At 69.7% G+C, this 7047-nt stretch carries 8 protein-coding genes; 6 read left to right on the top strand and 2 right to left on the bottom strand.

Annotation, left to right across the window (positions count from 1 at the left end; translation table 11 throughout):
• Positions 1 to 107 precede the first annotated feature (107 nt).
• Together H7694_RS16760 and H7694_RS16755 are read left to right on the top strand one after the other, a co-directional pair.
• Entirely contained in the window at positions 108 to 1115 is a 1008-nt protein-coding gene (locus H7694_RS16760) for an ornithine cyclodeaminase family protein (RefSeq protein ID WP_193597561.1), read from the top strand.
• Positions 1116 to 1123: 8 nt separating this feature from the next.
• Positions 1124 to 2143: a dihydrodipicolinate synthase family protein gene (locus H7694_RS16755; protein ID WP_193597560.1), complete on the top strand. Its 1020-nt coding sequence runs from the start codon at positions 1124 to 1126 to the stop codon at positions 2141 to 2143.
• A gap of 71 nt (positions 2144 to 2214) precedes the next feature.
• Here the strand turns inward: H7694_RS16755 and H7694_RS16750 are convergent, their stop codons facing one another.
• Positions 2215 to 2616 (bottom strand): PaaI family thioesterase, encoded by a 402-nt coding sequence (locus H7694_RS16750; protein WP_193597559.1) that lies wholly within the window; start codon positions 2614 to 2616, stop codon positions 2215 to 2217.
• A complete protein-coding gene (locus H7694_RS16745; protein ID WP_193597558.1) occupies positions 2616 to 3836 on the bottom strand; it encodes an acetyl-CoA C-acyltransferase in 1221 nt (406 codons plus the stop codon). The genes H7694_RS16750 and H7694_RS16745 overlap by 1 nt, the downstream gene beginning before the upstream one ends.
• A 220-nt stretch (positions 3837 to 4056) precedes the next feature.
• On the opposite strand from H7694_RS16745, the gene H7694_RS16740 reads away from it, so the two are divergent.
• From H7694_RS16740 to H7694_RS16725, 4 genes are read left to right on the top strand one after another with little or no spacing between them, the layout of a single operon-like run.
• A complete protein-coding gene (locus H7694_RS16740; RefSeq protein ID WP_193597557.1) occupies positions 4057 to 4623 on the top strand; it encodes a DUF2786 domain-containing protein in 567 nt (188 codons plus the stop codon).
• Between the two features lie 50 nt (positions 4624 to 4673).
• Positions 4674 to 4928, top strand: a complete 255-nt coding sequence (locus H7694_RS16735; protein ID WP_227468195.1) for a type II toxin-antitoxin system Phd/YefM family antitoxin — start codon at positions 4674 to 4676, stop codon at positions 4926 to 4928.
• On the top strand, positions 4925 to 5323 hold the full coding sequence (locus tag H7694_RS16730) for a type II toxin-antitoxin system VapC family toxin (protein ID WP_193597555.1): 399 nt from the start codon (positions 4925 to 4927) through the stop codon (positions 5321 to 5323). The genes H7694_RS16735 and H7694_RS16730 overlap by 4 nt, the downstream gene beginning before the upstream one ends.
• A 42-nt stretch (positions 5324 to 5365) precedes the next feature.
• Positions 5366 to 7045: a hypothetical protein gene (locus H7694_RS16725; RefSeq protein WP_193597554.1), complete on the top strand. Its 1680-nt coding sequence runs from the start codon at positions 5366 to 5368 to the stop codon at positions 7043 to 7045.
• Positions 7046 to 7047: the final 2 nt, after the last annotated feature.

Raw genomic sequence — 7047 nt, 5'->3', positions numbered from 1 at the left:
GACCGCTCTCTTCCTCAAGGTGGCTCTTGCAGGAGTATACCCGAAACAGATACGGTACGTATCGTGCACAAAGTTGACTCGCACATGATGACCCGAAGGAGCCGCCCGTGAGCGTCGATTCCCCCGGAAGGCTGCCACTCTTCCTCACCGACGCCGACGTGGAGAAGCTCGCCGATCTGCGCTCGGCGATCGATGCGATCCGCGCCGCCTATTCGACACCCGTCGACAATGCACGCAATCCCGGTCGGATCTTCGCCGACAGTGGCCGTGAGTGGATGCGCGTCATGCCGTCGGTCCCAGCGAGCGGGCGGCTCTTCGGCGCGAAGTCGATCAACGGCTCCTTCGCCGACGGGCTGAGCGTCAGCTACCTCATCTCGCTGTTCGACCGCGATACCGCCGACCTCGTCGCCCTCGTCGACGGCAATCGGGTGACCGGATTGAGGACCGCCGCGACCACCGCGGTCGGCGCGGCTGCGCTCGTACCGGATCGGCCACTCACCGTCGGCGTCATCGGATCGGGCTTCGAAGCGCAGTCGCACACCGCTGCCCTGGCGCTGGTGACCCGGTTTGCGAACGTGCGCGTGTTCAGCCCCACCCGCGGGAACCGTGAGGCTTTCGCCGAGCGGTTCTCGGCGGAGCTCGGCGTGCCGGTGACTGCGGTCGATTCCGCCGAGCAGGCCGCCCGCGACGTCGATCTCGTGCTGTGCGCCGCTCGTTCCCGAGACGAGTCGCCGACCGTGCAGGCCGATTGGATCGGACCGGACACCACCGTCGTCTCGATCGGATCGACGACACCGGCACAGCGCGAGCTGCCGGCCGACCTCATCGCGCGCGCGACGCTCGTCGTCGCCGACGGCGTCGACGAGGTCGTGCACGGCAGCGGCGACATGCGCGCCGCCGTCGCCGCCGGGATCGACGTCGAATCGATCACGGCATCCCTCAACGACGTCGTGCGCGGCGATCGCGAGGTCGACGTCGAGCGCGGCATCCGCATCTACAAATCGACGGGCTCCGGCCTGCAGGACATCGTCGTCGCCGAGACGCTCGTCGACCTCGCACGAGCACGCGGGGTCGGAACAGAGCTGCCCGTCGGAATCGTCACCACACGGAAATGAGGAACAGCATGGTCGACTACACGAAGGACCAGGCCCGCACCTGGGCACGACAGAAGTGGAAGGGCGCCATCGCGGTGACGATGCCGTCATACAGCGCCGACTTCTCGAGGATCAACGAGAACGCGATCAGGCACGACATCCTGAAGCTCAAGGAGCTCGGGTTCGCCGGAACGCTGCTCGTCACCGAACTGGCGATCACAGCGGAGGAGAACGCTCGAGTCACCGCCGTGGCGCGCGAAGCCGCAGGCCCCGACTTCCAGCTCTTCTTCCACGCGGCCTTCAACACCCTCGAAGAGAACATCACCGCCCTCAAGCTCGCCGAGAAGGAGGGGGTCGACAGCGTTCTGATCTCGTACCCGACGGCCTTCTGGCCGACCTCGCACCAGGAGGTCTACGACTACACCAAGGCTCTGGCCGACTCGACCGATCTCGCAGCCATGCTGTTCGGACTTCCCGCCTGGGGCTTCGAACGGATCGATCCGGCGGGCATGCCGGTGCCGTTCGTGCGCCACGTTCTCGACACGATCCCGAACATCGTCGCCGTCAAGGCGGAGCAGGGCTACCCCACCATCGGAGGCATCATGGAGATGCAACACCACTTCGCCGACGAGGTCGTGATCTCGTGCCCGATCGAGAGTGAGACCATTCCGCTGATGTCAGTCATCGACTTCCAGTTCTCGGGCACGTCGAACACGAACTGGATGAGCGACTACTTCCCGAAGGCGTTCGGGCTGGCGCAGCAGGGCCAGTGGGAGGAGGCGATGAAGCTCTGGTGGCAGGTCGCCCCCGCCCGCGCCGCGAACACGGCGATCCTCACCGGCTCGGCAGTCGGCACGACGGTGATCAACCGCACCGGCTGGAAGTACCAGGAATGGCTCGCGGGGTTCAACGGCGGCGCCCTTCGCGCTCCCGCCCCGCGCATCCCCGACCGCCTGATGAAGCAGGCTCGCGCAGCCCTCGAGGCATCGGGACTGCCGGTCACCGACCTTCCCGACAGCGAGTTCGTCACGGGCCGCACCCGCGCCTGACCCGTCGCAGAATCAGAGGCGCCGAGCCGCACCGCGGATCGGCGCCTCTGGCGTACCTGCGGTCCCTGTGCTCAGGCGCGTCGGGTGGCTCGGGCCATGCCGCGGTAAGTGGCGACGGCCTCGCCGTCAGCCCGAACGGTCACGTCGACGACGGCTCGACGAGCATCCGCCCACGACGTCACGGCGTTCGCCTCGAGGCGCTGTCCGAGCCTGCTCGGCGCGAGGTAGTGGATCTGCGCGTCACCGGTGGCGGCGTGCGGGATGAGGGTGTTCGCGGCCATCGCGAATGCCTGGTCGGCCACCGCGAACACGATCGCACCGTGCGTCATCTCGTTCGCGTTCACGTGCCCGGAATCGACGATGAGTGAGACCGTCGCGCGGCCCTCGGTGGCCTCGTCGATGGTGAACCCGAACCACCGCCAGGACGGCTCGTTCTCGAGCACACCGACGATGAAGGGGTCGACGACGCCCATCAGCCGAGCCTCTCGACGACGAGCGCCATGCCCTGACCGCCACCGACGCACAACGTCGCGAGACCCAGCCGCCCGTCCCGCTCCTCGAGGGCGCGCACGAGCGTCCCCGCGAGGCGCACCCCCGTGGCGCCGAAGGGATGCCCGACGGCGATCGCACCGCCGTTCACGTTCACCCGCTCCTCATCGAGCCCGAGCCGGCGGACCGTGGGCACGACCTGCGCCGCGAACGCCTCGTTCAGCTCGACGAGGTCGATGTCGGCCACCGCGAGACCGAGCCGGTGAAGGAGTTTCGTGGTCGCCTCGACCGGCCCGAGTCCCATGATCTCGGGTGAGAGCGCGCTGGCCGTCGCGCCGAGGATCCGAGCACGGGGAGTGAGCCCGAGTTCGCGTGCGCGCGCGGCGCTCATCAGGACTGCCGCCGATGCCCCGTCGTTCAGCGGGCTGGCATTGCCGGCCGTGACTGTGCCGCCCTCGCGGAATGCAGGCGTGAGCCCGGCCAGCACCTCGGCCGTGGTGCCGGGTCTCGGCGCCTCGTCGGCGGCGACGATCACGCCGTCGGTTCGCATGTGGGGTGCGACCTCGCCCTCGAACCAGCCGCGTGCGGCGGCAGCGGCGGTGCGCTGCTGCGAGCGCAACGCCCAGGCGTCCTGATGCTCGCGCGTCGTGCCGGTGATCTGCGCGACGAATTCCGCCGTGGCGCCCATCGGGATGTAGACGTCGGGCTTCTCGCCGGCCAGGCGCGGATCGGCCCACTCCTCCCCGCTTGCGAAGACGCGTCCGGACCGTGCCGAGGCCGCGGCCGCGCTGGGATGCAGGTGAGTGGAGACTGGTGGCGTGCTCGACGTGGATTCCATGCCGGCCACGAGGAACGCATCGCCGTCGCCGCAGCGGATGGCACGGGATGCTGCGGCGACGGCCTGCAGCGATGATGCGCAGAAGCGGTTGATCGTGGCACCGGGCAGGCCGTCGTACCCGGCGTACACCGCGACGCGGCGAGCGACATTGTCTCCCTGCGCACCCTCGGGCACGGCGGTGCCGAGATAGAAGTCGTCGAGAGTGTTCGGATCGATCTGCGGCACGTCACCCAGCGCCGCGCGCACGGCGGTCAGTGCGAGGTCTTCCGGACGCTCATCGACCAGGGCGCCTTTCCGCGCACGGCCGAAGGGTGTACGGCGGTAGGACACGAGGACGGCGTCTCGGGCGTTGATCTGCACTGTCATGGCGTCCTTCCGGGAATTCAACTGATACGAATCGTACCGTTTTGCAAGACGATTCGCATGCGCCGCGGGCGAAGAAGTCACATTCCGCGCAGTAGGGCGCCTTGGTTCGCTCTGCACAGGCGCACTCGGCCCAGGAGTTGTCCACGGCGCCCGGGCCGAAGCGTCGCCTATGTCCGTGGGCGCGCGAAGAATCGACAGCACCCGACACGAGGGGGCCGCCATGAACGATTCGAAGCTCGACCTGATCGCGAAGCTGCTCGCGAAGGCCGAGAAGACGACGCCGGAAGAGGCGGAGGCGCTCACCGAGCACGCCGAGCGCCTGATGGTGAAGTACGGCATCGAGCAGGCTCACGTCGACGAGCGCCACGGAAGGCTCGGGCAGAGTCGCGAGCCGATCGTGCAGGAGCGGATGCTGTTCACCGGCACCTACGCGCGCAATCTCCGCGGGACCGGCGCGAGCGTGGCGCTCGCGCTCGAGACAGTCAGACCTCTGGTGGCCGAACAGCCAGGCGGTGGCTCGCTGCTCTATCTGGTCGGGTTCGCGCCCGACGTGCGACAGGCGCGGATGCTGACAGCGAGCCTGCAGCTCCAGGCGATGGTCGCCATGCGGGCCTGGTGGCTGAGCGTGCGCGATGCATACCGCTGGGACTCGGAGAGTGAGAAGCGCCGCGCACGCAGCGGTTTCATCCGCGGATTCGCCGCCGGCGAGCGCGTACCTTTCGGGGCCCGTCTCGGGAAGCCAGGCGAACACCGGCAGCGCGGTCACGACAGGCGAGCGGATCCGTGAATGATCTACTACTTCTACTAGATGCGGCGTACGCTGAACAGGTGGGGACCGTGACGAAGACCGAACTCAACCAGCAGACCGCGAAGGTGCTGGCGCGTGTCGCCGCGGGCGAATCCCTCACGGTCACCGACCGCGGACAGCCGATCGCGCAGCTGACGCCGCCCGCACGCGACGATTGGCAGCAGCTCATCGCCAGCGGCCGCGTCGCCCTGCCGACCCGTCAGGGGGCACTGACCATTCCGCCGAGCACGGCGACGAAGACCAGCGCCGAGATCCTCGACGACCTGCGCGCCGACCGACTGTGATCTACCTCGACACCTCCGCGGCCGCGAAGGCCCTGCTCGACGAGCCGGGAAGCGACGCCGTGCGACACCTCTTCGCCGACGGGACCGCGTTCGTGTCGTCGACTCTCCTGGCGGTCGAGCTGCATGCGGTCGCCGACCGCCGCTTCGTGGGCGTGGATGCTGCGCAGGAGATCATCGCGCGTGTGGCGCTCGTCTCGCTCGGCGACGACATCACCACCGCCGCCATCAATCTGCACAGTGGCCTGCGCACCCTCGACGCACTGCACCTCGCCACGGCGCTACGTCTGGGCACGGCGATCAACGGCATCCTCACCTACGACCATGAACTCGCTGCCGCCGCCGCAGCGCGTGGACTCGCGGTGGTCGCGCCCGGCGAGAAACCAGATCGCGAGTGAGGCATCACGGCATCGTCAGACCCGCCGCATAGACTCCCGCACATGAACGCCGACGTCTCGACCCCGCCGCAGGCCGAGGCGCTTGCGGCCCGCATCCTGATGCCGCGTGAGCGTCCGCTGCTGCTCGTGTCGAGCACGACCGACGGCGAGTTCCTGTTCGACATCGACGCTCTGCGCGATGAGCTCGACGGCATCGCCGAGGTCGTCACGATCACGACCGGGCCCGCCACCAAGCACCTCGAACAGCTGCTGCCGCCCAAGGCGCAGGTGTTCAACGGCGCCGCCCGCTCGTACCCGGTCGACTTCGGCGCGGACCCCGACTGGCACCGCTCGCACCTGCGGTTTCCGAACCACGCCGACACCGGCGACCTCGTCGACGACGCCATGGCGCAGACCGGCCGGCGCACTGTGCAGTCGGCGCCGGCGCCCCGCATCCGTCGCGTCACCGGCACCGTTCAGGGCTTCTTCGCCCACGACACCTGCGCGATGGTGCGCCTCGACGACGGCACGGTCGTCACCGCCACCTCCGCACTTCTGCCGGCGGACATCCCGCTCGCCGCGGCGCTCATCCCCGGCGAGCGGGTGAGTGGCATCCTCGAGGGGCGCGAGTTGCAGCCCGAACCACTCGAGGCCGACCTCGCCGCCTTCGTCGACGGCGCGCACACCCTCGCCCTGGTCGTGAAGGTCACCGACCTGCGCGCGACCGTGCAGCTGCATCCGCGCGTCTCGGTGATCCTGCGCCGCCGCGACGTCGACCTCTCCGAGGGCCCGGTCAGCGACGTGCTGCAGGTCGGCGACGTCATCCGCGTGCGGGTGCGGCGCGAGCCCGGTCACGAGATCGCGCTCAGCCTCGCGGATGCCGACCCGTCGGCCCCGCTGGTGCCCTCGCTCGCGCTCGTCACCGGCGGCGCGCCCTGGCTCGGCGAGGGGCGCCCGACCGAAACGCGTCCGACCGAAACGCGAACGACGGATGCCGCCGAGCAGCCACCGGCGCCCGAAGCATCCGCCCCCGCCGCAACGCCGACCACGGCCGATCTCGCCACCCGCGCCGATATCGCCGCGCTCGCGCACGAGGTCGCCGCGCTGCGGGGCGACCTGCTCGCCGTGACGAACCTCGTCGGCCGCGGCGGGGCGACAGCATCCGACAGCGCCGAGCTCAAGCGCCTGCGCGCCGAGAACGAGCAGCTGCGCGCCAAACTCGCCGATGAGCGCGCCGAGCGCGCGAAGGTCGAGGCGAATCTGTCCGAAGCGACGCACGACCGCCGCGAGGCGGGCCGCGCCCTGCGGGATGCCCGGCGCGCCGCGGAGCGCGCGCACGTCGACCCCACCGAAGACGGCATCCGCTTCGAGATCGAACGAACCTGGGGCAACCGCACCGCCCCCGGCGAGCGCACCCGCTGGCCGCTGCGCGAGTTCACCTTCGGCGCGGCGTTCATCGACTCGCTCGCCGCGCTCGACGAGAACCAGCTCAGCAAGGCGGTGCGCGCCTGCGTCGACGCCGTCACCGGGCGCGATCGCGAGATCCCCGCGCGCGAGCTGCACCGGCTGCGCACCGGCGAGGGCGGCGACGACTCGTACGTCGTGCGCGCCGACGGCTCGAAGTGCTGGCGCTCGTCGATCGAGCAGAACACCCCCGGCGCCCGCCGCCTGCACTACTGGGAGCTGCCCGGCGGGGTGATCGAGCTCAGCCGCGTGGTGCACCACGACGACACGAAGCCGTGAGC

This window comes from Microbacterium sp. YJN-G, assembly GCF_015040615.1.
Classification (GTDB): domain Bacteria; phylum Actinomycetota; class Actinomycetes; order Actinomycetales; family Microbacteriaceae; genus Microbacterium.
This window is presented reverse-complemented; position numbering and strand designations above follow the sequence as displayed.

Bases quoted from the DNA above. Each gene is read 5' to 3' on its own strand.
- H7694_RS16740 (WP_193597557.1), top strand. From the start codon at position 4,057: ATGAACGATTCGAAGCTCGACCTGATCGCGAAGCTGCTCGCGAAGGCC.
- H7694_RS16750 (WP_193597559.1), bottom strand. From the start codon at position 2,616: ATGGGCGTCGTCGACCCCTTCATCGTCGGTGTGCTCGAGAACGAGCCG.
- H7694_RS16755 (WP_193597560.1), top strand. From the start codon at position 1,124: ATGGTCGACTACACGAAGGACCAGGCCCGCACCTGGGCACGACAGAAG.
- H7694_RS16725 (WP_193597554.1), top strand. From the start codon at position 5,366: ATGAACGCCGACGTCTCGACCCCGCCGCAGGCCGAGGCGCTTGCGGCC.
- H7694_RS16745 (WP_193597558.1), bottom strand. From the start codon at position 3,836: ATGACAGTGCAGATCAACGCCCGAGACGCCGTCCTCGTGTCCTACCGC.